Here is a 24,646-nt window from a genome sequence, read left to right as displayed (position 1 = left end):
ACATTATTATTTATACTATAATAATATAGTATTTTAATACTATATATTACATAATAATATTTTATGTTTTATATAAAAAGATATTTTAAAGGAAAATTTTAAATATAAATTTTAAGGATTTTTATGGCTCATATGAAATTATTTACTGGTAATGCTGTTCCTAAATTAGCAATGAAAATTGCTAATCATTTATATATTAATTTAGGTAAAATATTTGTCGGTAAATTTAGTGATGGAGAAATATCTGTTAAAATAAATGAAAACGTAAGAGGAGATGATATTTTTATCATACAATCAACTTGTAATCCTACAAATGATAATTTGATTGAATTAATTATAATGATTGATGCATTTAAAAGAGCATCTGCTGGGAGAATAACAGCTGTTATTCCTTATTTTGGTTATGCTAGACAAGATCGAAGAATTCGTTCTGCTCGTGTTCCTATTACTGCTAAAGTAATAGCTGATTTTTTATCTAGAGTAGGTGTTAATAGAATTTTAACTGTTGATTTACATGCAGAACAAATTCAAGGATTTTTTAATGTACCTGTAGATAATGTTTTTGCAAGTTCTATCTTCTTAAAAGATATATCAAAAAATACATATAATAATCCAATTATAGTTTCTCCTGATATTGGAGGTGTAATACGTTCAAGATCTATAGCAAAACAATTATTTCATGGTACAGATATGGCTATAATAGATAAAAGAAGACCTAATTCGAATACAACTGAAATAATGAATATTATAGGAGATGTTAATCAACGAGATTGTATTTTAATAGATGATATTATTGATACAGCTGGTACATTATGTCAAGCAGCTAAAGCTTTAAAAAATCATGGAGCTACAAAAGTTGTTGCTTATGTGACTCATGCTATTTTTTCTGGAGATGCTATTAAAAATATTTATAATTCTGCAATAGATGAAATTATTGTATGTGATAGTATTCCTCTAACAAAAAAAATAAAAAAATTAACTAATATTAGAGTTTTAACTCTATCTTATATGCTTTCAGAAACAATAAGAAGAATTAATAACGAAGAATCTATTTCTATAATGTTTAAATAAACTAGAATTAATAAGGTAAATATTTGAATAATATTAAAATGATAGTAGGGTTAGGTAATAATATAGATGAAAAATTTATTCAAACTCGTCATAATATAGGTTCTAATTATATTTTTAATTTATCTAATAAATTTAATGTAAAATTAAAAAAAATAAAAAAATTAAATGCAAATATTGGTTATCTAAAAATTTTTGATAAAAAAATAATGTTATTAATACCTAATTCTTTTATGAATAATTCAGGTAAATCAATTTTTATTGTTGCTAACTTTTATAAAATTTTATTAAAAAATATTTTAATCGTTCATGATGAATTAGATTATTTACCTGGAATTATTAAATTTAAATATGGAGGAGGTAGTGGAGGTCATAATGGAATTAAAAATATTATAAAAATTTTTAATGATACATTATTTTATAGATTACGTATAGGTATAGGACGTCCAAGAAATAAATTTCAAGTAAATAATTTTGTTTTAAGTTCTCCGACAATAATTGAACAAAAAAATATTAATTTTGCAATAAAAAATAGTTTAAAAGCTTTATTAATTTTTATTAAAACAAATAATTATAATAGAGCACTTAATTATTTACATTCTCAAAATAATGGGTAAAAGAATGGGATTAAAATGTGGTATAATAGGTTTACCAAATGTAGGTAAATCAACATTATTTAATGCTTTAACTAATTCTAATGTAGATGCATTAAATTATCCTTTTTGTACAATAAAACCAAATACTAGTATAGTAACTTTTCCTGATGAAAGATTAATTTATTTATCTAAAATAGCAAATTCTAGAAAAACTATACATTCAACAGTTACTTTTGTTGATATTGCTGGTTTAATAAAAGGAGCTTATAAAGGAGAAGGATTAGGTAATCAATTTTTACATAATATATCAGAAGTAGATGCTATTATTCACGTAGTACGATGTTTTAAAGACCAAAATATATTAAATTTATCATATAATCCTATAAAAGATGTAAATATCATAAATAATGAAATTATACAATTTGATATTAATATATTATATAAATTACAATCTAATATTTCTAAAAAAAATAATAAAAAGGATTTTAATAAATGGCAATATTTATTAAATATTTGTTTAAATTATTTAAAAAACGGTAAACTTTTAAATTTATTAAAATTAAATATAGAAGAAAAAAATTTTTTAAAATATTTAAAATTATTAACGATTAAACCATCAATTATTATTGCTAATATAGATGAAAATAATATTAATAATCAATATTTTTCGAAAGAAATAAAAATTTTAAAGCAAAAATATTTAATATTAAAAATATGTATTAAAAAACTTAATAAAAAACAAAAATTATTATCTGTACATAAAAAAGAGTATGATTTAAAAAAAATAATAATTTTTAGTTTTAATTTATTAAATTTACATACTTTTTATACAGTAGGTATTAAAGAAACAAAATCATGGAGTATTTTAAAAGGAACAACAACATTAATTGCAGCGAAAAAAATACATAGTGATATCCAAAAAGGATTTATTAGAGCACAAGTAATTCATTATAAAGATTTTATTTTTTATAAAAGCAAAATAAAAGCAAAATTATTTGGTAAAATGAAAATAGAAGGTAAAGATTATATAATACAAGATGGAGATATTATTCACTTTCTTTTTAAAGTTTAAAATATATATTTATATATTTTAATATTAAAATATTAAAATATTATATAATAATATATTTAGTGTTAGTATGATTAGTTTTTTAAATTTAATTTTATTCTATAGTAATATTATAATATTGATTTGTATTATAATTAGAATCTTTATTAGATATAAAGATATAAAATCTTATTTATTATGGTATCTTATTTTATATATTTTTCCAAAAATAGGAATTATTTTTTATTTTGTTTTTGGTGAAATTTATTCAAAAACACAATATAAATCTCCAAAATCTAAAAAAATATGGTTTCGTTATAGTAAATTATTAAAAAAATTACAAATATATTATAAATTATATTTTATAAATATATGTTTAAATAAAAAAATCCAAACATTATTTAAATTATGTGAAAATAAACAAAATTTATTTAGCATGACTAGTAATTCTATTAAATTAATAAATTCATCATTTAAATTATTTAAATCATTAATTCATGACATAGAATTAGCAAAATACAGTATACATATTGTTTTTTATATATGGATACCAGGAGGTTTAGTAAACGAATTTTCTAATTCAATTATAATTGCAGCTAAAAGAGGAGTCAAATGTTATATTATGTTGGATTATATTGGAGGTAGAAATTTTTTTTATAGTTCATGGTATTATCTTATGATAAAAGTTGGTGTTTTTATAATTAGGTCATTAAAAATTACAATTTTTAATTTTTTTTATTCAAGAATCGATTTAAGACAACATAAAAAAATAATCTTAATTGATAATAAGATAGTTTATGTTGGTAGTATGAATATGATAGATTCTAAATATTTACAAAAAAATGTTAAAATAGAAAAATGGCTTGATTTAATGATTCGTATCACTGGTCCTATTGTTAATACAATAAGTATTATTTATGCATACGAATGGGAAATTGAAACAGGAAAAAATATTTTATCTATTAATCAATTAAAAAATAATTTAGTTAAATATCAAAATAAAAAAAGTATAAATAGAATACAAGTAATATTTTCAGGATTAGAATTATCAAAAAAAATAATTCATAATTCTTTAATTACAGCAATATTTTTATCTAAAAAAAGTTTAATTATTACAACACCTTATTTACTACCAAGTAGTAATTTATTATCTTCTATTTGTATTGCTTCTGAACGTGGAGTAGATGTAAAAATTATTATTCCTAAATATAATGATTCAATTTTTATTTATTGGGCCAGTAAATTTTTTTTTTATAAATTATTAAAATCAGGAGTTAAAATTTATCAATTAAAAAAAGGTTTTTTACATACAAAAAGTATTATTATAGATAAAAAAATAAGTTTAATAGGTACTGTAAATTTAGATATAAGAAGTATATATTTAAATTTTGAAATTAATCTAATTATAGATGATACTGTTTTTAGTAAATCACTTTTATCTATACAAAATAAATATATTTTAAAATCTAAAAAATTAGAATATAATTTATGGATAAAAAGACCATTTTGGAAAAAAATAATAGAAAAATTATTTTTTTTATTTAAATTTATTTTATAGATAAATTATTTTATATTTAAATATTTAATTTAAAAAAAATTTAGTTATATGAAAATTTTTTCATTTAATATTAATGGAATAAGAGCGCATATACATCAATTAAAATTAATTATAGAATTATATAATCCTGATGTAATCGGATTACAAGAAATAAAAGTAGATAATAAAAATTTTCCTAAAGAAAAAATAGATAGTTTAGGGTATAATACTTACATCTGTGGACAAGTAAAATATTATGGAGTAGCTTTATTAAGCAAAATAAAATCTTTTAATATTCAAAAAAATTTTTTACAAAATTTAAATAATCAAAAAAGATTAATAATGATTGATTTAGACAGTTCTATTGGTAATATAAAAATTATAAATTGTTATTTTCCACAAGGAGATAATAGAAATAATAAAATAAAATTTAATTATAAAATTAATTTTTTTAAAAATTTATATTTTTATATTAAAAAAAATTTAAATCCAAAAAATCACATTATAATTATGGGAGATATTAACATCAGTATTTCTAATTTAGATATTGGTATAGGAGAAAAAAATCGTAAAAAATGGTTAAAACAAGGAAAATGTTCTTTCTTACCAGAAGAAAGATTTTATATTAATCAATTACTTAATTGGGGCCTATTTGATATTTGGAGATTAATGAATCCCTTAGTAAATAATAAATTTTCTTGGTTTGATTATAGATCAAAAGGGTTTTTTATTAATAAAGGATTAAGAATTGATAATATTTTAATTACTCATTCATTAATAAAATATTATTTTAATTCAGGAATAGAATATTCTATTCGTAATTTAATTAAACCTTCAGATCATGTTCCTATTTGGGTAAAATTTAAAAATATTTAATAAATTTTTATTTTAAAAAATTAGGTGAAAAATGATTAAATTATTGAATTTAGTAAAATTTTTTTGTTGTTATTTATGGTCATTAATTAATTTTACTAGAACATTAATAATAAATATTATTTTTATATTATTAATATCTTTGTTATGTTATTACATATATAATGTTCATCATAAAAAAAATATAAATAATCAAATATTAAAAAAGAATAATCAAGTATTAGAAATTAATTTTAATGGAAATTTTAATGATAAAACTGTTTGTGAAAATAATTTAATATTTAAATTATTTAATAGATTTACAAATAAACAAGATAATGATCCTATCATTAATATAACTTATGCGATACAGTATGCAAAAAAAGATAAAAATATTAGTGGAATTATATTAAAACTTAACAATTTAAATATTTATGATATTCCTACTTTAAGATATATAGGAAAATATTTAAATGATTTTAAAAAAAGTGGCAAAAAAATATATGCAATTTCTGATATGTATAATCAACATCAATATTATTTAGCGAGTTTTGCTAATAAAATCTTTTTATTACCATATGGTCATGTAAAATTATATGGTTTAAATTTAAAAAAATTTTTCTATAAAAAACTTTTACAAAATTTAAAAATAAAAGCACATATATTTAAAATAGGAGAATATAAATCTACTGTAGAATCTATAACAAGAAATAATATGTCTAGTAATGACAAAATTATTATGAATAATTTAATTAATAATTTATGGGATGATTATTTAACAACTATATCAACCAATAGAAAATTAACTAAAGAAGAAATTTTTCCTACAGATGAAAATTTTTTAATTTCTCTTGAAAAATGTAACGGAGATTTAACTTTATTTTCATTAAAAAATAAATTAGTAGATCAAATATCTAATTATAATAATTTTAAAAAAGAAATGATTCAAAAGTTTGGTTTAGATAAAAAATTAAATACATATAATAAAATTAATATAAGTGATTATATAAAATTAAATATAGATAATAATATACAAAAAAATAATGGTAATATTGCAGTCATTCCAATAGATGGAATTATGTTATATGGAAAAAGTGGAAGTAATGATATTATAAATGCAATACATAAAGCATATCAAGATCCACAAATAAAAGGAGTAATATTAAAAATTAATAGTCCAGGAGGAGATATTTTAGCTGCACAAGCAATTTATGATGAATTAATTTTATTAAGAAAAATACATAAACCAATAGTAGTTATAATGGGTAAAATAGCAGCATCAGGAGCATATTGGATTTCTACAGCAGCTGATTTTATAATTGCTGATCCAGTTAGTTTAACTGGTTCTATTGGTATTTTTAGTATTGTAAATAATATGAGTAATATTTTAGATTTTATTGGTATAAAAGAAGATGGTGTTAATATATCAGATAGATTTAATCTTACTAAAAGTAAAGAATTATCTTCTATAGAAAAAAAAATAATCAGATTAAATATAAAAAATGGTTATGAAAAATTTATCAATTTAGTTTCTAAAGAAAGACATATATCTCTTGAAAAAGTTAAAAAATTAGCTAATGGAATGGTTATATTAGGTAAAGATGCTAAAAAATACGGATTAGTTGATGATTTAGGTGATTTTGACGATGCAGTAATAAAAATTTCGCAATTAACAAAGATTAAAAAAATAAAATTACAATGGGAAGATACAAATACTTTTTGTTTATTAAATTATTTAATGCAATTAGATATTTTTATTATGTCTAATTTTATGCAAAATTTTATAAATACTATTAATCAAAATTTTTCTTTACTAGATAATAATAATTCTTTTGTTGTTGAAAAAACATATTCTTTATATGCTATATAAATTAGAAAATACAAAAAATTTATTTTTTTATTATAGATAATTAAGGAGATTATTTAATGTCTATTAGAGTTGCTATTAATGGATTCGGCCGAATAGGACGTATTTTTTTTCGTGCTGCTCAAAAAAATACTAAAATTAAAATTATAGCTATTAATGATTTATTAGAAATAAATTATATGGCATATATGATTAAATATGATTCAACACATGGATCTTTTAAAGAAACAATTAAAATTCATAAAAATAATTTAATTATAAATAAAAATATTATTCATGTTTTTTCTGAATCAGATCCTAGTAAATTAAAATGGAATGATTTAAAAATTGATGTTGTTATTGAATCTACAGGTATTTTTTTGACTAGAGAATTAGCACAACAACATATTATTGCTGGTGCTAAAAAAGTTATTATTACAGCTCCTCCTAAAGATATTTCTATTCCTATGTTTGTTAGAGGAGTAAATTTTCATAATTATAATGGTGAAAATATTATTTCTAATGCTTCATGTACTACTAATTGTTTAGCGCCGTTAGCTAAAATTATTAATGATAATTATATTATTGAAAATGGTTTAATGACAACTGTTCATGCGGTAACTTCAACCCAAAAAACAGTAGATAGCCCCTCAAAAAAAGATTGGAGAGGAGGTAGAGGAGCATATCAAAATATTATTCCTTCAAGTACTGGAGCTGCAAAAGCAGTAGGATTTGTTTTACCAGAACTAAACAATAAGTTAACAGGGATATCATTAAGAGTACCAGTTGCTAATGTTTCTGTTGTTGATTTTACAGTTAGAGTTTTAAAAAAAACTACACTATCAGATATTTATAAAGTTATCAAATTTGCATCTCATAGTTATATGAAGGAAGTTATTGGCTATACAGAAGATGATGTGGTATCAAGTGATTTTAATGGATCAAAATTAATATCTATTTTTGATAAAAAAGCAAGTATAGCTATTAATAATAATTTTTTTAAATTAATTGCTTGGTATGATAATGAAACAGGATATTCTACTAAGATAGTGGATTTAATATTACATATTTTTAAATAAAAAATATAAATTTGTTTATTGCTATGTATTTATTTATTAAAATAATACATAGCAAAATTTTTTTAAAAATTTAAATAAGAAAAATATATTTTAAAATTTAAAAAAAATTTTTTATACCTTGTCGTCCACCTAATAAATGCATATGTAAATGAAATATTGTTTGACATCCATGAACATTACAATTAATTACAATTCTATAACCTAATTTATTAATGTGTTTTTTTTTAGCTATTTTAGATGCAACTAATAACATTCTACCTAAGATAAATTCATGATTGTTATTAATATCATTAAGTGTTTTTATCAAAATATTAGGTATAATTAAAATATGTACTGGACTTTGAGGATTTATATCATTAAAAGCTGTTACTAAATTATCTTGATAAATAATATCAGTAATTACTTTTTTAGATAAAATTTTTTGAAATATATTTTCTTTACTATTCATAATATTTTATATTTATTATTTATTATTATTTTTTATATAATTATCCATTTCTGTTTTTAAATTATCTGATTTAGTACCAAAAACAGCTTGAACTCCAGTACCAGAAATTATAACAGCAGAAGCTCCTAATAATTTTAATTCTTTTTTATTAACTTTTTCTATATTTATAACACTTACACGTAATCTAGTAATACATGCATCTAGATTAGAAATATTATCTCCTCCACCAAAAGATTCTACTAGTTTTTTTATATAATTTTTTGATGATATATAATTATCTGTATATGTATTATTTTGTATATCTTCACGTCCAGGAGTTTTTAAATTAAATTTTATTATTATTATTTTAAATATACTATAATAAATAATTGTATAAATACAACCTATCAATGGAAATAACCATATTCTAGAACCATTACCACTTAAAATAATAAAATCAATTAATCCATGAGAAAAACTTGTTCCATTTCTCATTCCTAACATAATGCAAATAGGAAAAGATAATCCAGATAGAATAATGTGAATTACATATAATAAGGGAGCTACATACATAAATGAAAATTCTATCGGTTCAGTAATACCTGTAAAAAATGATGTTAATGCTGCTGATAACATTAAACTACCAATTTTTTTCTTATTTTTTTTTTTTGATGTATGCCATATTGCAATAGCTGCTCCAGGTAATCCATACATTTTAAATAAAAATCCCCCGGCTAATTTTCCTGCAGATGGATCTCCAGCTATATATCTAGCAATATCACCATGATATATTTGTTTAGTTACCTCATTCATAAATGAACCAATTTCCATTTGAAATGGAACATTCCAAATATGATGTAATCCAAAAGGTAATAAAGTTCTTTCTATAATTCCATAAATACCAAAGGCAAAAATAGGATTTTGATAAATAGCCCAATATGAAAAAAATTGAATTAATTTACCAATAGGAATCCATATAAACGATAATAATAAACCAACAAAAATTGATGTTAATCCTGAAATAATTGGAACAAAACGTTTACCAGAAAAAAAACCAAGATAATCAACTAAATGGATATTATGAAAACGATTAAACATATATGCTGCAATAGAACCAGCAACAATACCACCTAATACTCCTGTATCGGCAAGATGTTTTTGGATAATTATATCTTGTGTGACATTATTATGTAGTAAAATAGGAATCATAACTTCAATAGTTTTTGTTAAAATACCATAAGAAACAACAGATGCTAATGCAGATACACCATTATTTTGAGTAAATCCTAAAGAAATTCCTATAGAAAATATTAATGGCATATTAGCAAAAACAGAACTACCTGTTTTTTCCATAATATTAGAAATAATATGAGGTAACCAATGAAAATTAGCTGATCCTATACCTAATAATATCCCCGCTATTGGTAAAACAGATACTGGTAACATTAAAGATTTACCTATTTTTTGCATATTAGCGAATGTGTTATTGAACATTATAAATATCCTAATTGTAAATAAAATTTAATAAATATTATTTATTATCAGATTTATAGATTTTCTCTATAGATAATAATAAATTAATTAATACTAATTCATGATTAATTGTTTTAATTTTTATTAAAATATTATTATAAAATAATATTTTTTTTATTATTAATAAAATTTTATCAACTAAAATTAAATTAGATATTTTATGTATAATACATATTTGATCTAAATTATAAAAAAATTTTTGATCTATATTTAACTGTTTTTTAATTACATCTAATAAAATTAGATAAATCCAATTTAAATATAAAAAAATATTTTTATTATTTAATATAGGTAATAAATTCATTATATCTTCTTCTAAAGAAGAAATTAAAATATTATATAAAAAATCTCTATTTTTCCATATTACATTATTTAATAATTGGTAAGCATAAATTGGTGAATTATTACATATACGTATTGCCGTTTTTATTAATTCTTTTTTATAAATTTTATAATCTTGAACTTTTTTTTTTAACCAAAACATACCTATTTCTTCATTAGGAGGAGATAAATACCAGAATTGACATCTACTATATATTGTAGGTAATAATTCGTTTTTGTTTTTACATTGGAAAAAAAACCAAATGTTATTTGATGGTTCTTCTAAAATTTTTAAAATAGCATTACTTGATGAATTATTCAATCTATTTCCATATGGAAACCATATAATTTTACCAACATCTCTATAAGATGTTTTATAAGTAATCTCGGTTATATTTCTAATTAATTCTATACTAATACTTGTTTGTTCTTTATTATTTTGAATAATATGTAAATCAGGATAAATATTTTTTTCTATTAAAATACAATTTTGACATTTTGCACAACTATATAATTTTTTTTTATTTATACAAAAAATCCATTTAGTTAAGGCATAAATTAAACTATTTATACCTAATTTATTTATAGAACAAAAAATATAAGCTTTATAATTTTTTTTATTTAAAAATTGATAAATTATTTTTTTATAAAAAAAATCTAGCCAAGGATACCATGGTAATATCGGATATTTTTTCATTTTATACTAATATTAATTTATTAATAATTTTTTCAACTGATGATTTTACATTTTTTAGGTTATAATTAGCATCAATTATTTTAATATTTTTATCTTTTTTTGCTATTTTTAAATAATATTTTCTAACTCTAGAAAAAAAATTTATTGATTCTTTTTCAATTCTATCATACATTTTAATTTGTATTCTTTGTAAAGCAATTAAAGGATTTACATCTAAATAAATAGTTATATCTGGTTTTATATTATTATTAATAAAATTTTGTAAAAATAATATAATTTTTTTATTTATTTTTCTCCCTCCTATTTGATAAGCATATGTAGATAAATCATATCGATCTGATAAAATCCAGTTTGTGTTAATATTTTTTCTTATAATATTATCTAATAATTGTAATCTAGCTGCATATATTAATAATAATTCAGTCTTATGAGAAAATTTCTCTCCTTTAGCAAATTTAATAATATTTCTTAATTTTTCTGCAATTGGAGTACCTCCTGGTTCATGAGTTTTAATAATATTATGAATATTAAGATTATTTAATAATTTTATTATATAACTACAAATAGTAGACTTTCCTGCTCCATCTATACCTTCTATTACAATAAATTTTTTATTATTCATTTGATATTTTTTTAAAAAATAAATATATAATATTATACTATATTTAGTATTTTTTAAAAAAAATATTTAAAATATTAAATTTATATTTTTTTAAAAATTAATGATGCGTTAGTCCCTCCAAAACCAAAAGAATTACATAATACATATTGCATATTATAAACATCTCGTGAAATTTTAGGAATAAAATCTAAATCTAAATCTTTATCTGGATTATCTAAATTAATTGTAGGAGGAACAATTTGATGTTTTAAAGATAGAATAGAATAAATAGATTCGATTGCTCCAGCAGCTCCTAATAAATGTCCTGTAATTGATTTAGTAGAACTTACAAATAATTTATAATAATTATTTTTAAATATTTTTTTAATAGCATTTACTTCTGCTATATCTCCTAATATTGTTGATGTACCATGTGCATTTATATATTTAATATTTTCAGGATTAAGATTAGCATCTTTTAATGCATTTAACATTGCTAATTGTGCTCCTTCACCATTTATAGGAGGAGAAGTTATATGATATGAATCATTACTCATCCCGAAACCTACTAATTCAGCAAAAATATTTGCATTTCTTTTTTTAGCATGATTATATTCTTCTAATATTATTATACCTGCTCCATCTCCAATAACAAATCCATCTCTGTCTTTATCCCAAGGCCTACTTGCTTTTTGTGGTTCATTATTTCTTTTAGACAATGCATTCATTGCACAAAAACCACTTAAACTTAAAGGAGTAACAGCTTTTTCTGATGCTCCGGCTATCATAACATCAGCATCATTATAAGATATAATTTTAAAGGCAATACCAATATTATGTATGCCAGAACTACAAGCTGTACTAATTGTTAAGCTAGGTCCTGTAATTTTATAATTTATTGCAATATTTCCTGTTAACATATTCATAAGTGTAGATGTCATTAAAAATGGAGTTATTTTTTTAGGACCTTTTTTATTTAAAATATTAGTATTTTTTTCTATTAAATTAATACCTCCTAATCCAGAACCTATAGAAATTCCAAATCTAGGATTATAATGTTGTTTAAATATTAATCCAGAATTTTGAATAGCTTCTTGACATGCTACTAATCCATATTTAATAAATAAATCAATATATTTTTTTTTTCTATCTAAAATATTATTTTTATATTTAAAATTTTTTATTAATCCAGCAATTTTTGTTTTATACATACTAGTATCAAAAGTATTAATATGATTAATACCACTGTTACCATTAATAAGATTAAACCAATTAGATTCTATTGTATTACCTATTGGAGTAACCATACCAATACCAGTAACTACTACACGTCTATGTCTAAACATTATATTTCTTCTATATAAATTATATATTTAAAAATTATTATTATGGAATAGAATAAAATATTATATTACTCTTAATTCCATAATTTTAATTAAATTTTATTTTTTAAAATGATTAATATAATCAATAGCTTTTTGAATAGTAGTAATTTTTTCAGCATCTTCATCAAGAATTTCAATATTAAATTCTTCTTCTAAGGCCATGATAATTTCAATAGTATCAAGAGAATCTGCACCTAAATCTTCTTTAAAGGAAGAAGAATTTATAATATTTTTTTTTTTTATTCCTAATTGGTTAATAATAATTTTTTTAACACGTTTAGTAATAGAATTACTCATACTCGTTATATTTTCCTATAAAATTATTTAAGATAATTTAATTGAAAAAATAATAAAATTATCCCATATATAAACCACCATTAATATTAAGTGTCTCTCCTGTTATATAAGATGCTTTTTCAGAAGCTAAAAAAATTACAGCATCAGCTATTTCTTGAGGATAACCAAAACGTTTAGATGGAATTTGTGTTTTAATATTATTAAAATCTATTTTTTTTAGATTTAATATCATATCAGTTTTAATATAACCAGGAGATATGACATTTACAGTAATGCCTTTAGAAGCTACTTCTTTAGCTAAAGATTTACTAAATCCAATAATTCCTGCTTTTGAAGCTGCGTAATTAGCTTGACCTATATTACCAGTAATTCCAATAACAGATCCAATATTAATTATACGACCAAATTTTTTTTTTAACATATAATAAATAACTTCTCTACAAATCCTAAAAATAGAAGTTAAATTAATTTGTAAAACATTATCCCATTGATTATTTGTCATATTTAATACAAGTTTATCATTTATAATTCCTGCATTATTAACAAGTATATCTAAATTTTTAAAATTTTTAATAATATATCTAATTAAATTATTAATAATATATGGTGATTTATTTTTTAAATCAAGAATAATGCCAGTACCATTATTACCTAAATAATTATTAATTTTTTTTATTCCATCAATATTAGTTGATGTACCTATTACATAGGCTCCATAATTAGATAATGTATTTGCTATATGATAGCCTATTCCTGTATTTGCTCCTGTTACTAAAGCTATTTTATTTTTAAAATTAATATTTTTGAACATATTATTTATTTAAATTTTTATATTTTTCTAATGTTAGAAGAAATGTTTTAACATTATAAATTGAATTTATATTTATATTATTAGTAATTTGTAATGATACTTTTTTAAGTATACTTTTAGGAGTAAATTCTATTACATTAAATATATTTTTTTTTTCTATAAATTTTATACATCCAAACCAGTTAACAGTAGTATATAATTGTTTTACTAAATTTTTTTTAATTTTTTCTGAAGATTTTTCATATTTACAATTTACATTATTAATAAATTTAATCTTAGGTTTATTTATTGTTATTTTATCTAAAAAATCTTTAAATTTATATGCTATAGATTTCATTAATAAACAATGAGAAGGTATATTTATATTTATAGGTATTGTATATGCTCCCAAAGATTTAAATATTTTAATAGCTTTAATTATAGCTAATTTATTACCACTAATTGTTATATTATTAGGTGCATTATAATTAGATATAGATATAACACAATTATTTTGAGATATTTTTTTACAAATATTTTCTATTTTTTTTTTTTTAAACCAATAATAGTTTGCATATAATATCCATTAATATTAAAATCATTTAAATTAGATGACATTTCATACATTAATTTTCCTCTAAATTCTACTATTTTAATAGCATCTATAAAACTAATAATATCACTACATACCATAGCTGTATATTCTCCTAAACTATAACCAATAACTATATTAGGTAATATATTATTTTTTTGTAACCATAATCTATATATGGCTATAGATGTAGTTAAAATAGCAGGTTGTGTATAGTATGTTATGTTTAATTTTTTTAATGGACCATTTTTAATAAGATTCCACAAATCATATCCAAGTATTTCTGAAGCAGAACAAAAAGTTTCTCTTATAATTTTATATTTTATATATAAAGAAGATATCATCCCAATAAATTGGGTTCCTTGTCCTGGAAAAATAGCAGCAAATTTTTTCATATTTTATATAATTTAATAATAAAAAATTAATTATGATTTTTATCTATAACTTGTTTTCCTTTATAAAAACCATCATCAGTCATATGATGATATAAATATTTTTTACCAGTTTTTTTATTAATTAACAAAAAATTATTATTAGATAATTTATTATGAGAACGTCTCATACCTCTTTTAGATCTTGATTTTTTATGTTTTTGAACAGCCATATTTAAATACCTTTAATATTATAAAATTTTATTTTATATTTTATATTTGATAAAGTAAATGTAATAAATATTTTTATTTATGTTCTAATTTTAATAAACAATTATTTAATTCATTACTTAATGGAGCGTAAATTTTAATTTTTTGATTATTTTTAGGATGCATAAATTGAATACTTTTTGCATGTAAAAATAATCTATTTAAATTAAAAAATTTTTTAAATTTTAAATTTAAATTATTATCACCATATCTTTGATCATTAATTATAGGATAATTTAAATGAGACATATGAACTCTAATTTGATGTGTTCTACCTGTTAGGGGATTTATTTTTATTAACATAATATTTTTATAATTTTTTATTATTTTAAATTTAGTTTCTGAATATTTACCTTTATTATTATTATCTATTGTTACTTTAATTTTTTTGTTTAAAAAATTTTTTACTAAAAAATTTTTAATATAAATATTTTTTTTTTCAAAACAATTACCTTTAACTAAAGCTATATATTCCTTAACTATTTTTTTTTCTATTAACTGCTTTTGCAATATTTTTAATATTGATCTTTTTTTTGCTATTAATAATACACCAGAAGTTTCTTTATCTATTCTATGCACAAGTTCTAAAAAATTTTTTTTTTGAAATAAATATCTAAAATTTTCGATAATACCGTAGCTAATACCACTTCCTCCATGTACTGCTATACCAGAAGGTTTATTAATAGCTAATAAATATTTATCTTCAAAAATTATTGTTTTTTTTAAAAAATTTATTTTATTTATATTAATATTATATTTAATTGGTTTTATTTTATTTATATAAATAAATGGAATTTTTATTATATCTTGAGATTTAATTTTGAAATTTGGAAATATTTTTTTTCTATTTACTTTTATTTTTCCTGTTCTTAACATTCTATATATCATACTTTTAGGAACATTTTTAAATTTATTTATTAAAAAATTATCAATTCTTTGTTGTTCGATAATTGATGGAACAGTTATTATTTTATGATTCATTGTTTTATACATAATATTATATTATAAAAATATTTATAAAAATAAACTAATTATCTCATTAATATAATTAAAAAATATAAAAAAAAATAATTTTATTTAATATATTTTTCTAATAAAATGATTATTTGAAAATAAAATTTTATGTTAATATTATTTTAGTAAATAATTTTTATAAAATACTAATGTATAAAATACCTTTAATTATAACGTAGTAAATATTTTATAAAAATTTTTTATAAAAAATCATAAAATATATTTTATGATTTTTAAATAATCAATATTATTAATTTAAAAATATTCATAAAATATGAAATATAATTTTCTGATTATATAATTTATTTTTCTATAAAAATATTGATAAATTTATAAAAAAATATATGAGTAAGTTATTATGAAAAGAATGTTAATAAATGCTACTCAACATGAAGAATTACGTGTTGCTCTAGTAGATGGACAGAAATTATATGATTTAGATATAGAAAATTCTAATTATAAACAAAAAAAATCTAATATATATAAAGCAAAAATTATACGTATTGAACCAAGTTTAGATGCTGTTTTTGTTGACTATGGAGTAGATAAACATGGTTTTTTACCAATAAAAGAAATTACAAAAGAATATTTATTTAATTATACTAATCAGAATTTATTTAATAAATTAAATTTACAAAATTCTTTAGTTGGTAAAGAAATTATTGTACAAATAAATAAAGAAGAACGTGGAAATAAAGGAGCATCATTAACAACATTTATTAGTTTAGCTGGAAGTTATTTAGTATTAATGCCTAATAATCCTAATTCAAATGGAATATCTAGAAAAATAGAAGGAGAAGATAGAAAAATTTTAAAAAAAAATTTATCATTATTATATTTACCTCATAATATGAGTTTAATTATTCGTACAGCTGGATTAGGGAAAAATATAGAAATTCTTAAATTAGATCTAAAATTTAGATTAAAACATTGGAAAATAATAAAAAAAATAGCTCAAAAAAAACCTGCTCCTTTTTTAATATATCAAGAAAGTAATATAATTATAAGAGCATTGCGTGATTATTTATATCAAGATATAAATGAAATTTTAATTGATAATCCTAAAATATTAAAATTAGCAAAAAAACATATTAATATTTTAGGAAGAACAGATTTACATCATAAAATAAAATTATATAAAGGTAATATTCCTTTATTTAGTCATTATCAAATAGAATCACAAATTGAAACAGCTTTTCAACGTAAAGTAAGATTATCTTCAGGTGGGTCAATTGTTATTGATAATACAGAAGCATTAACATCAGTTGATGTAAATTCTTCTAAAGCAACAAAAGGTATAGATATTGAAGAAACAGCATTAAATATTAACTTAGAAGCTGCAGATGAAATTATTAGACAATTAAGATTACGTGATATAGGAGGTTTAATTGTTATTGATTTTATTGATATGTTACTTTTAAAAAATAAAAAAGCTGTAGAAAAAAGATTATTTAATAATATTCGTCAAGATAGAGCTAAAATTAAAATTAATTCTATTTCGAAATTTGGATTATTAGAAATGTCTCGTCAAAGATTAAGATCTTCTTTAAAAGAATCTAGTTATTATTCATGTCCTAGATGTTTAGGAAATGGTAATTTAAGAGATAGTAAATCTTTATCTTTATCAATTTTAAGATTAATAGAAGAAGAATCTTTTAAAGAAAATACAAAGGAAGTATATGCTATAGTTCCTGTAAAAATAGCATCTTATTTATTAAATGAAAAAAGAAATGCAGTAAATGCAATTGAAAATAGAAAAATAAGAACATTTATAATACCTAATGATAAAATAAATACACCTAATTATTTTATTTTACGAATAAAACATGGAGAAGATAAAAAAAATGTTTATTTTTTTATTAAAAAAATTCGCAAATTAAATTCAAATGTTTATAATAATTATTATTTCAAAAATAAATTTTTAAATAATAATAAAATTAGTAAATTAGATATATATAATCAACCTTTGATAGAGAGAAAATATTATTTTTCTTTTAAAAAATTTAAATTATTAAAATTTTTTTTTATAAAAAAAATAATTTTTGTAAATAAAATTATTTTAAATATTTTGAATAAAGATATTTTGTATAGTAAAAAAAATAATTTATATAAAAAAATAAATAATTCTTTTAATAAAATCAAATTAAACATACAAAAAAAATTTTCATTTTTTTATAAAAAAGAAATTTTTTCTAAATTAGAATTAATAAAAAATAAATTTAAATTATTAATATTAAAAATTAAATTTTTATTTAAAAATAAAAAAAATAATAAAACTAATTTTAATTATATTAAATTAAAAGATTTTTTAAAAATAAAAACAGAACAAAATTATTATTTACGCAAAAAAAAATATATTAAAAATATTTTTAGTAAAAATATTATTATTAGTAATTATAAAACTACTGATATATCTCATATTTCTTTAGAAAATAAAATAGGTTTTAATAAATTTAAAAATCCTGTTAAAATTAACAAAATAAAATTAGATAAAGTTAGATTACATGCTAAAAAAAATATTATATCTAAAACAAATATAATTGTTTCAGATATTTTTAATAAACATCATTCTAAAATCAAAAATAATGCTTTTATAACAAAAAAAAAATTATATAAAAATTATATTTCATCAAGTAGTAAAAAAATACAAAATAATTTTACAAATTATTATAATAATAAATTAATTAACACATCATTTAATATAAATAATAAAAAAGGTGCAGGTGGACATGCAGCTAAAAGATATGCTACATCTCCAGTAAAAAGACCATAATTTTTTTTTATAAAAAAATTGTGTTTTTTAAAAAATATTTATAAAAAAAAATTTTTTTTAATTAATAATTTAATATATAAAATATAAAGTTTACTCTTAGTATTTTATTTATATACAATGAGTAAACTTTTTTATTAAATTATTTTTAAAATTTTATTTATTACGTCTTTAGCATCACCAAATAACATATAACTATTATCTCTATAAAAAAGAGGATTACTAATACCTGAATATCCTTGATTCATACTTCTTTTAAGAATAATAATATTATTAGCTTTCCATACTTCTAAAACAGGCATTCCTGATATTGGACTATTAATATCTTCCTGAGCTGATGGATTTACTGTATCATTAGCACCTATTACTAATACTGTATCTGTATTAATAAAATCTTTATTAATTTCATCCATTTCTAAAACTATATCATATGGTATATTAGCTTCCGCTAATAATACATTCATGTGTCCGGGTAATCTTCCTGCTACAGGATGAATAGCAAATTTTACTGTAATATTTAATAAACGTAATTTTTTTACTATTTCGGAAAGGGGATATTGTGCTTGAGAAACAGCAAGACCATATCCAGGAACAATAATAATGCTATTAGAATTTTTTAATATTTCTACTGTATTTTCAATAGATATTTTTTTAAAATTTTGTGTATCTTCTAAAACAGAATTTTTATTAAAAAATTTGTTCCCTCCAAGTAATACATTAATAAATGATCTATTCATACCTTTACACATTAAATATGAAAGTATAGCACCAGAAGAACCTACTAATGCCCCTGTTATAATTAATAAATCATTAGTTAACATAAATCCAGAAGATGCAGCTGCCCATCCTGAATAGGAATTTAACATTGAAATTACTACAGGCATATCTGCGCCACCAATACTCATTATTAAATGATAACCAAATATTAATGAAATTAATAATATTAATCCTAAAAAAATAATTTGTAATTTTATATTATGTGTTTTTAAAAAAATCATCATAAATATAAATGATAAAAATAATGTAAAAACATGTATTTTATTTTTATGTTTAATATTTAAAGTTTTTGATTTAATTATTCCCGATAATTTATTAAAAGCAACAATAGACCCTATTAAAGTTATTGAACCAATAAAAATACTGATAAAAATTTCTATTAATTGGATATTTATATTTTTATGAAATGTAATTTTATCATTAATTAATAATAAATAATTATTAAATCCAACAAGAATAGCAGTTAATCCAACAAAACTATGTAATATTGCAATTAACTGAGGCATTTTAGTCATATCAATTTTTTTTGAGATACTAACTCCTATAATTGCACCTAATAAAATTGCTATTAATACATAACCAATATTATTAATTGGTGATTTTAATATAGTTATTATAATAGCAATAAGCATGCCATTAATAGCAAGTAAATTACCTCGTTGAGAGGTTTCTTTTTTTGAAAGACTTGCAATACTCAGTATAAATAATATTGCAGATATAGTGTATATAAATATTAATGACCTATCAAACATTTATAAATTCTCCTTAATTTTTACGGAACATTTGTAACATACGTTGAGTAATGGTTAATCCGCCAAAAATATTAATACTAGATAATAAAGTTCCTAAAAATGATAATAAAATTATAATAAAATAATTACTATTTACTTGTAATATAGAACCAATAATAATAATACCAGAAATTGCATTTGTTACAGACATTAATGGTGTATGTAATTTATGATCGACATTCCATACTACATAATATCCTATTATACAAGATAATAAAAAAATTATAAAATGAGGTATTATTTCACGAGGAATAAATTCTGTTATGTAATAAATACAAAATAATCCTATAGTATATAAAAAATAATTACTTGTAAAAAAACAAGTTTTTTTTTTTATATTTGACATGTCTTTTGTTTTATTAAAATTAATATTTTGTTCTATATCTTTTTTTTTTTTTATTAAATTACTTTGTGGTGCTGGCCAAATAATTTGACTATCATGAATAATAGTCATATTTCTAATAATTTCATCCTTTAAATTAATAAAAATTTTACCTGAATTATTTTTGTTAGATAATAAATTAATTAAATTAATAATATTTGTACTATATAATTGAGAAGCTTGGGGAGCTAATTTACTAGGTAAATTAGTAAGACCTAATATTTTTATATTATTTTCTGTAGTAATTATTTTATTTATTTTTGTTAACTCACAATTACCACCATTTTCAATTGCAAGATCAAAAATAATACTACCTGGTTTCATTAATTTAATCATTTCTTTAGTAATTAAAATAGGTGCTTTTTTATTTAAAATTACTGCTGTTGTAATAATAATATCTGTTGTTTTTACAATATTATTAAAAAATTTTTTTTCTAATTCTACCTTTTTTTTTGATGAAAGTGTTTTATATTCATAATCATTATCTTTTTGTTGATCTTTTAATTCTAAAAATTCTGCTCCCATACTATGAATTTGTTCTTTTACTTCTTTTCTTTTATCAAAAGCAATTACTTTTGCTCCTAAACTTTTAGCTGTTCCAATAGCTGATAATCCAGCTACTCCTGCGCCAATAACCATTATTTTAGCTGGTAATATCTTACCTGCAGCTGTTATTTGTCCATTTGGAGTTTTTTGTAATAAATTTATAGATTCTATAATACTTCTATATCCAGATAAATTATTCATTGAACTTAAAGCATCTAAAGATTGTGCTCGAGAAATTCTTGGAACTGTATCCATTGCAATAGTAGTTATATTTTTTTCTGCTAAAATTTTTAATAATAAATTATTTTTATAAGGCCAAATAAAACTAATTAATATACTATTATTTTTTATTAAATTAGTTTCTTCTGTATCAAGAGGATGAATTTTTATTATAATATTTGATTCCCAAACTTTTTTATTTTCTACTATTTTTGCCCCTGCATTTATAAAATCTTGATCTTGAAAATAAGAAAGTAGTCCTGCTTTTTCTTCAACATATACTTCAAAACCTAATTTTATTAATTTTTTAATATTTGAAGGAGTCATTGCTATTCTTTTTTCTTTAAAATATTTTTCTTTTGGTATTCCAATTATCATATTAATTCCTTAATTATAAGAAAATATGTTTATATTATAAATAATATATAAAATAAAAAAATTTATTTGAAATTCAAAATTATCATTTATTAATTTATTTTTCAAATATTTATTATATTATATATAAAAATAAATTATTAATTATTTTAATTAATAGATATTATTAATAATTTTTATATTAAATCCAGAATCTAAATTTATTATTTCTCCTGTAATACCTAAAGATAAATTTGAGGCTAAAAAAGTAGCTACATTACCTATATGGTTTGTAGTAATTTTTTCTGATAAGGGACTATTTTTTTTATATAATTTAATTAAATGATTAATATTTTTTATTTTTGAAGATGCAATAGTTTTTATTGGTGCTGGAGAAATACCATTAATTCTAATATTTTTATTACCAATATTACATGCTATATATCGAATATTTGCTTCTAGTGAAGCTTTTGCTAATCCCATAATATTATAATTTTGTATAACATTTCTTGCACCTAAATAAGTTAAGACTATAATTGAAGCTTTATTATGTAATATATTTATACATTCTTTAACCATACCTAATAAACTATAAGAACTAATATCATGTGAAATTTGAAATGCTAAACGAGATGTATTTTGAATAAAATCTTCTTTTAAAATATTATCAGGAGCAAATGCAATAGAATGTACAAAACCATCAAATTTATTCCATATTTTTGATATTTTTAAAAATAAATATTTAATATCTGTATCTTTGGATACATCACATTTTATAATTGGATTTTTTGTCATTTTTTTTACTAATTTTTCAATTTTTTTTTTGTTTTTTTTTCTCTGATATGTAAAAATTAAATTTGCTTTATGTTTATACATAATACGAGCAATACCATATGAAATAGATAATTTATTTAAAATACCAGTAATTAATATTTTTTTTCCTTCTAATAAATACATAAATTTATTTTCCTTAAATAATTTATATTTTATCAATAAATGTAATAAAACTAATCAAAATATGAAATAAATTAAATAATTTTTTAAAAAAAATATTTAAAAATTCGATATTTCTCACTTTTTTGATTTGTTTCGCTAGACAAATGTATTATTAATTGATGTACTTTTAAATGACACAAATTTAGTGTCTATTTTTATGTAAAGGTAATAATTGATGTCCAAGATTAAAGGTAACGTTAAGTGGTTTAATGAATCTAAAGGTTTCGGTTTTATTACTCCTGAAGATGGTAGTAAAGATGTTTTTGTACATTTTTCTGCAATTCAAAGTAGTGGTTTTAAAACATTAACTGAAGGCCAAAGAGTAGAATTTGAAATTACTAACGGAGCCAAAGGACCTTCTGCTGCTAATGTTGTTGCTCTTTAAATTTCTTTAGTTAGCAAGAAAAGGTTTAATAAAATTGCCTCTGAAAAGTTTATTTTTTATTAAAATTATTTAAAATATTTATTTTAAAAATAAAAATTTTTTTATTTTATTAAATTAATTATAAATAATTAAAAATAAAATTTTTAAATTTTATCAGAGGCATCTTTATGTTTTATATAATATTATTAAAAAGAAAATTTTTCAGCATTATATGAAGAGCGTATAAAAGGACCACATATTACTTTTTTAAAACCAATTTTTTCTGCTTTTTTTTGAATTTTAGAAAATTCATTTAAACTAATATATTTATAAACAGGTATATGATTTTTACTAGGTTGTAAATATTGTCCTATAGTTAAAATATCAACTTTATTATTTTTTAAATCTTTTAGAGTTTTAAATAATTCTTCTTTTGTTTCTCCTAAACCAACCATCAATCCTGATTTGGTTAAAATTTTAGGAAATAAATTTTTAAATTTTTTTAATAACATTAAAGATTTTTGATATTTACCAGAAGGACGTATTTTATAATATAAACGTTCTACGGTTTCTATATTATGATTAAAAACATCAGGTAAAGCATAACTAAATATATTTAAAGCAGTTTTCATACAATTTTTAAAATCAGGTACTAAAATTTCTATTTTAATATTAGAATTTTTTTTACGTATTTTTTTTATACAATTAATAAATTGATTTGCACCCCCATCATGTAAATCATCACGGTTAACAGAAGTAATAACAACATATTTTAATTTCATTTTAAAAATTATATTAGCTAAATTAGAAGCTTCATTCTTATCGTATTTTATTTTTGGTCTACCATGCATTACATCACAATAAGGACAATTTCTTGTACATATATTTCCTAAAATCATAAAAGTTAATTGTCCTTTACCAAAACATTCTATTAAATTAGGACAAGATGCTTCCTCACAAACTGAGTATAATCCATGATCTTTTAAAATAGATTTAATTTTTTTTATTTTATTAATATTTTTTATGGAAAATTTAATTTTAATCCAATTAGGTTTTTTTAAATTTTTTTGTTTCATATTATATTAATTATGTATTTTAAAAAATTATATATATAATATTATAA

23 protein-coding genes and 1 pseudogene are annotated in these 24,646 nt (G+C 19.7%); 9 read left to right on the top strand and 15 right to left on the bottom strand.

Annotated elements, in window-relative coordinates:
• The first annotated feature begins 123 nt into the window (after positions 1–123).
• The 7 genes from GJU02_RS00475 to gap all read left to right on the top strand — a co-directional run bounded on the left by GJU02_RS00475 (position 124) and on the right by gap (position 8,026).
• A complete protein-coding gene (locus GJU02_RS00475) occupies positions 124–1,071 on the top strand; it encodes a ribose-phosphate pyrophosphokinase (protein ID WP_168919146.1) in 948 nt (315 codons plus the stop codon).
• Between the two features lie 23 nt (positions 1,072–1,094).
• Positions 1,095–1,685, top strand: coding sequence for an aminoacyl-tRNA hydrolase (gene pth / locus GJU02_RS00470; protein ID WP_168919145.1), 591 nt, complete (start codon positions 1,095–1,097; stop codon positions 1,683–1,685).
• A gap of 4 nt (positions 1,686–1,689) precedes the next feature.
• A complete protein-coding gene (ychF, locus tag GJU02_RS00465) occupies positions 1,690–2,736 on the top strand; it encodes a redox-regulated ATPase YchF (RefSeq protein ID WP_168919455.1) in 1,047 nt (348 codons plus the stop codon).
• A gap of 67 nt (positions 2,737–2,803) precedes the next feature.
• Positions 2,804–4,270 (top strand): cardiolipin synthase, encoded by a 1,467-nt coding sequence (cls, locus tag GJU02_RS00460; protein ID WP_168919144.1) that lies wholly within the window; start codon positions 2,804–2,806, stop codon positions 4,268–4,270.
• A gap of 48 nt (positions 4,271–4,318) precedes the next feature.
• Entirely contained in the window at positions 4,319–5,125 is an 807-nt protein-coding gene (gene xthA, locus GJU02_RS00455; RefSeq protein WP_168919143.1) for an exodeoxyribonuclease III, read from the top strand.
• A 31-nt stretch (positions 5,126–5,156) separates the two neighbouring features.
• On the top strand, positions 5,157–6,971 hold the full coding sequence (gene sppA / locus GJU02_RS00450; protein ID WP_168919142.1) for a signal peptide peptidase SppA: 1,815 nt from the start codon (positions 5,157–5,159) through the stop codon (positions 6,969–6,971).
• Positions 6,972–7,027: 56 nt separating this feature from the next.
• On the top strand, positions 7,028–8,026 hold the full coding sequence (gene gap / locus GJU02_RS00445; protein ID WP_168919141.1) for a type I glyceraldehyde-3-phosphate dehydrogenase: 999 nt from the start codon (positions 7,028–7,030) through the stop codon (positions 8,024–8,026).
• Between the two features lie 97 nt (positions 8,027–8,123).
• Here gap and GJU02_RS00440 read toward each other — a convergent pair whose 3' ends face one another.
• From GJU02_RS00440 to GJU02_RS00390, 11 genes are all read right to left on the bottom strand, one after another.
• Positions 8,124–8,474 carry an HIT domain-containing protein gene (locus GJU02_RS00440; RefSeq protein ID WP_168919140.1) on the bottom strand — a complete coding sequence of 117 codons (351 nt, stop codon included), beginning with the start codon at positions 8,472–8,474 and terminating at the stop codon, positions 8,124–8,126.
• A gap of 15 nt (positions 8,475–8,489) precedes the next feature.
• The gene (gene ptsG / locus GJU02_RS00435) at positions 8,490–9,947 is read right to left on the bottom strand and encodes a PTS glucose transporter subunit IIBC (RefSeq protein ID WP_168919139.1); all 1,458 of its coding nucleotides are present in this window, start codon (positions 9,945–9,947) and stop codon (positions 8,490–8,492) included.
• Positions 9,948–9,984: 37 nt separating this feature from the next.
• The gene (locus GJU02_RS00430; protein ID WP_168919138.1) at positions 9,985–11,004 is read right to left on the bottom strand and encodes a DNA polymerase III subunit delta' C-terminal domain-containing protein; all 1,020 of its coding nucleotides are present in this window, start codon (positions 11,002–11,004) and stop codon (positions 9,985–9,987) included.
• 1 nt (position 11,005) lies between these two features.
• Entirely contained in the window at positions 11,006–11,626 is a 621-nt protein-coding gene (gene tmk / locus GJU02_RS00425) for a dTMP kinase (protein ID WP_168919137.1), read from the bottom strand.
• Positions 11,627–11,706: 80 nt separating this feature from the next.
• Positions 11,707–12,951: a beta-ketoacyl-ACP synthase II gene (gene fabF, locus GJU02_RS00420; RefSeq protein WP_168919136.1), complete on the bottom strand. Its 1,245-nt coding sequence runs from the start codon at positions 12,949–12,951 to the stop codon at positions 11,707–11,709.
• A gap of 96 nt (positions 12,952–13,047) precedes the next feature.
• Positions 13,048–13,287: an acyl carrier protein gene (gene acpP / locus GJU02_RS00415; RefSeq protein WP_168919135.1), complete on the bottom strand. Its 240-nt coding sequence runs from the start codon at positions 13,285–13,287 to the stop codon at positions 13,048–13,050.
• 58 nt (positions 13,288–13,345) lie between these two features.
• The gene (gene fabG, locus GJU02_RS00410; protein ID WP_168919454.1) at positions 13,346–14,086 is read right to left on the bottom strand and encodes a 3-oxoacyl-ACP reductase FabG; all 741 of its coding nucleotides are present in this window, start codon (positions 14,084–14,086) and stop codon (positions 13,346–13,348) included.
• A 13-nt stretch (positions 14,087–14,099) separates the two neighbouring features.
• Positions 14,100–14,489 (bottom strand): ACP S-malonyltransferase, encoded by a 390-nt coding sequence (locus tag GJU02_RS00405; RefSeq protein WP_168919134.1) that lies wholly within the window; start codon positions 14,487–14,489, stop codon positions 14,100–14,102.
• Positions 14,490–14,617: 128 nt separating this feature from the next.
• Positions 14,618–15,064: an ACP S-malonyltransferase gene (locus GJU02_RS00400; protein ID WP_168919133.1), complete on the bottom strand. Its 447-nt coding sequence runs from the start codon at positions 15,062–15,064 to the stop codon at positions 14,618–14,620.
• Positions 15,065–15,090: 26 nt separating this feature from the next.
• Positions 15,091–15,273, bottom strand: a complete 183-nt coding sequence (rpmF, locus tag GJU02_RS00395) for a 50S ribosomal protein L32 (RefSeq protein ID WP_168919132.1) — start codon at positions 15,271–15,273, stop codon at positions 15,091–15,093.
• Positions 15,274–15,346: 73 nt separating this feature from the next.
• A complete protein-coding gene (locus GJU02_RS00390; protein WP_246208772.1) occupies positions 15,347–16,303 on the bottom strand; it encodes an RluA family pseudouridine synthase in 957 nt (318 codons plus the stop codon).
• A 379-nt stretch (positions 16,304–16,682) separates the two neighbouring features.
• Here GJU02_RS00390 and GJU02_RS02290 point away from each other — a divergent pair.
• Positions 16,683–18,200: pseudogene (locus GJU02_RS02290) on the top strand (Rne/Rng family ribonuclease); the annotation flags it as partial.
• 1,031 nt (positions 18,201–19,231) lie between these two features.
• Here the strand turns inward: GJU02_RS02290 and GJU02_RS00380 are convergent.
• The 3 genes from GJU02_RS00380 to GJU02_RS00370 all read right to left on the bottom strand — a co-directional run bounded on the left by GJU02_RS00380 (position 19,232) and on the right by GJU02_RS00370 (position 23,120).
• Entirely contained in the window at positions 19,232–20,623 is a 1,392-nt protein-coding gene (locus GJU02_RS00380; protein WP_168919130.1) for an NAD(P)(+) transhydrogenase (Re/Si-specific) subunit beta, read from the bottom strand.
• Between the two features lie 13 nt (positions 20,624–20,636).
• Positions 20,637–22,187 (bottom strand): Re/Si-specific NAD(P)(+) transhydrogenase subunit alpha, encoded by a 1,551-nt coding sequence (locus GJU02_RS00375; RefSeq protein ID WP_168919129.1) that lies wholly within the window; start codon positions 22,185–22,187, stop codon positions 20,637–20,639.
• A gap of 150 nt (positions 22,188–22,337) precedes the next feature.
• Positions 22,338–23,120, bottom strand: coding sequence for an enoyl-ACP reductase FabI (locus GJU02_RS00370; RefSeq protein WP_168919128.1), 783 nt, complete (start codon positions 23,118–23,120; stop codon positions 22,338–22,340).
• Positions 23,121–23,334: 214 nt separating this feature from the next.
• Here GJU02_RS00370 and cspE point away from each other — a divergent pair, with 214 nt between their 5' ends.
• The gene (cspE, locus tag GJU02_RS00365; RefSeq protein ID WP_168820769.1) at positions 23,335–23,544 is read left to right on the top strand and encodes a transcription antiterminator/RNA stability regulator CspE; all 210 of its coding nucleotides are present in this window, start codon (positions 23,335–23,337) and stop codon (positions 23,542–23,544) included.
• A 185-nt stretch (positions 23,545–23,729) separates the two neighbouring features.
• On the opposite strand, the gene lipA is transcribed toward cspE, so the two are convergent.
• Complete coding sequence (gene lipA / locus GJU02_RS00360; protein WP_168919127.1) at positions 23,730–24,599, bottom strand: lipoyl synthase; 870 nt, start codon at positions 24,597–24,599, stop codon at positions 23,730–23,732.
• Positions 24,600–24,646: the final 47 nt, after the last annotated feature.

The sequence above is a fragment of the Enterobacteriaceae endosymbiont of Donacia thalassina genome, assembly GCF_012568245.1.
In the GTDB taxonomy this organism is placed as follows: Bacteria; Pseudomonadota; Gammaproteobacteria; order Enterobacterales; family Enterobacteriaceae.
The sequence above is the reverse complement of the archived record's forward strand: the minus strand, read 5'-3'. Positions and strand labels throughout refer to the sequence as shown.